Below are 3,174 nucleotides of genomic sequence, written 5' to 3' on the forward strand. Positions count from 1 at the left end.
CTTCGAGTTGGGCGGCAACTCGCTGGTCGCGATGCAGGTCGCGGCGCGGCTCGGCAGTGCGCTCGACACCCGGGTTGCGGTGCGGGAGTTGTTCGAGGCGGCGACGGTCGAGGCGTTGGCGGCGCGGTTGGCGTCGTCCGCTGGTGCGGGTGGTCATGTCGCGTTGACGGTGTGGGAGCGTCCGGAGCGGATTCCGCTGTCGCTTGCGCAGTCGCGGATGTGGTTCTTGAACCGTTTCGATTCCTCGTCGTCGGCGTACAACATTCCGGTTGTGGTGCGGTTGTCGGGTGTTCTCGATGTCGATGCGTTGGGTGCTGCGGTGGCCGATGTGGTGGCGCGGCACGAGGTGTTGCGCACGGTGTATGTCGACTTCGACGGTGCCGGTCATCAGGTGGTGTTGCCGGCCGGTCAGGCGGTGATCGATCTGACGCCGGTGTCGGTGGATGCGGAGTCGGTGGCCGGTGCGGCGGTGGAGTTCGTCTCGGCGCCGTTCGACGTGACCGCGGAGGTTCCGCTGCGGGCCCGTTTGTACGAGGTGGAGTCGGGCGTCGAGTACGTGTTGGCGATGGTGGTCCATCACATCAGTGCCGATGGTTGGTCGGTGGCTCCGTTGACGCGTGATGTGATGGTGGCGTATGCCGCTCGCCGGGCCGGGCGGTTGCCGGAGTGGGCGCCGTTGCCGGTGCAGTACGCGGACTACACGTTGTGGCAGCGTGAGGTGCTCGGTTCCGAGCAGGATCCGGGTTCGCTGGTGTCGGCTCAGTTGGACTACTGGACTGCTGCGCTGGCGGGTGTTCCGGATGTGCTGGAGCTTCCGACCGCTCGGCCGCGTCCGGCTGTGATGTCGAATCGCGGTGCGTTGCAAGAGTTCACGATCGACGCCGAGTTGCATGCGGCGCTCGATGCGGTGGCTCGGCGCAGTGGTGCGACGTTGTTCATGGTGATGCATGCGGCGGTGTCGGTGCTGTTGGCGCGGTTGTCGGGGACCGGTGACATCGTTGTCGGAACGCCGGTGGCCGGTCGTGGTGACGCCGCGCTCGACGACCTGGTGGGCATGTTCGTCAACACGTTGGTGCTGCGCACCGAGGTCGACGGTGGTGCCTCGTTCGACGAGGTTGTTGCGCGGACCCGGGAGACGGATCTGGGTGCGTTCGGTCATGCGGACGTGCCGTTCGAGCGGGTTGTCGAGGTGCTCAATCCGGTTCGGTCGCAGGCGTACTCGCCTCTGTTCCAGGTGTCGATCTCGTTCCAGAATCTCGAGTCGCCGGAGTTCGAGCTCGGTGAGCTCACGGTGTCGGGTGTGGATTCCGATGTGGTGTTGGCGAAGTTCGATCTGGACTTCGCGTTCGCCGACCGCTACGACGGTGAGGGCGCTCCGGACGGTGTGTCGGGTGTGCTGACCTATGCCGCTGCACTGTTCGACGCCGCCGGCGTCGAGCGCATGGTCGACGGTTTGTTGCGGATCCTGCGCGCGGTGACGGTCGACGCCGAGCTGCCGGTCGGCGACATCGATCTGCTCGGCGACGGTGAGCGGGAGTTGGTGCTGCGGGAGTGGAACGGTTCCGACGCGCCGGTGCCGGCGGGGACGTTGGATTCGTTGTTTGCCGATCAGGTCCTGCGGTCTCCGGGTGCGGTCGCGATCGTCGACGAGTCGATGGCCTTGACCTACCGGCAGTTCGATGCCCGGGTCGATGCGGTTGCTCGGTATCTGATCGGGGCCGGTGTCGGGGTCGAGTCGCGGGTGGTGCTCGCGATGCGCCGGTCGGTGGAGCAGGTTGTCGCGATGTACGCGGTGGTGCGTGCCGGTGGTGCGTATGTTCCGGTCGATCCGGATCAGCCGGCGGAGCGGATCGGGTACGTGGTCGAGACCGCTGACCCGCTGTTGGTGCTCGCCGATGCCGGTATGTCCTCGGACGTTGTGTTCGGGTGCCCGGTCGTCGACGTTGCGGGGATCGACCTGGCCGACAGTCGGCCGGTGACCGCGGCGGATCGGGTCGGGGTGCTCGGTCCGCAGAACACGGCGTACGTGTTGTTCACCTCGGGTTCGACCGGGCGGCCCAAGGGCGTCGCGGTGACGCACGCGGCGGCGGTGAACCAGTTGGTGTCGATGCAGGCCGAGTACGGGCTCGGCGAGCGGGATTCGGTGCTGCAGAAGACGCCGGCGACGTTCGATGCGTCGGTGTGGGAGTTCTTCTGGCCGCTGCAGGCCGGTGCCCGGTTGGTGCTGGCGACCGCGGACGGTCATCGTGACCCGCAGTATCTGGCGCGGGTGATGGTGGAGCAGTCGGTGACGACGGTGCAGTTCGTGCCGTCGATGCTGCCGATGGTGTTGGCGGCGTTGCCGGAGTCGGGGACCCCGGCGTTGCGGCGGGTGTTCGCCGGTGGCGAGCCGTTGCCGGCCGTTGTTGCGGCGGAGTTCGGGCGGGTCACCGGTGCTGCGGTGCACAACCTCTACGGTCCGACCGAGGCGGCGATGCAGGTCACCCGCCGCGAGGCGGCCGAGACCGATGCGGCGGTGGTGCCGATCGGTGGTCCGGTCGAGGGCACGAAGGTGTTCGTGCTCGACGGGCGTCTGCGTCCGGTTCCGGTGGGTGTGCCGGGTGAGTTGTACCTGGCGGGTGTGCAGTTGGCCCGCGGCTACGAGTCGCGGCCGGATCTGACGGCGGAGCGGTTCGTGGCGAATCCGTTCGGTGGTGGTGAGCGGGTGTACCGGACCGGTGACCTGGCACGCTGGACGTCGTCGGGTGAGCTGGAGTTCTTGGGGCGCACGGACTTCCAGGTGAAGTTGCATGGTCTGCGGATCGAGCTCGGCGAGGTGGAGGCTGCGTTGGCGGCGCATCCGTCGGTGGGTCAGTCGGTGGCGGCGGTCGTCAGTACTGCGTCGGGTCAGCATCTGGTCGGTTATGTGACGGCGGCTCCCGAGGTCGTTGTCGACGTCGTCGAGGTGTCCAGGGCGGCGGCGGATCGGTTGCCGGCTTACATGGTGCCGTCGCAGGTGATGGTGCTCGAGGAGTTGCCGGTCACCTCGAGTGGCAAGGTGGATCGGCGGGCGTTGCCGGCTCCGGTGTTCGAGGTGGCGGAGTTCCGTGCTCCGGTGACCGGGGTCGAGCGGGCGGTGGCGTCGGTGTTCGAGGAGTTGCTCGGGATCGAGCGGGTGGGTCTGGACGATGATTT

The 3,174-nt window shown here is 67.6% G+C and carries 1 protein-coding gene; it reads left to right on the top strand.

Annotated elements, in window-relative coordinates; translation table 11 throughout:
* Positions 1-3,174, top strand: a 3,174-nt coding sequence (locus RT2_RS24865) for a non-ribosomal peptide synthetase (protein ID WP_139280392.1), incomplete at both ends; no start/stop codon positions are given.

This window comes from Rhodococcus tukisamuensis NBRC 100609 (genome assembly GCF_001894985.1).
Lineage (GTDB): Bacteria > Actinomycetota > Actinomycetes > Mycobacteriales > Mycobacteriaceae > Rhodococcus_G > Rhodococcus_G tukisamuensis.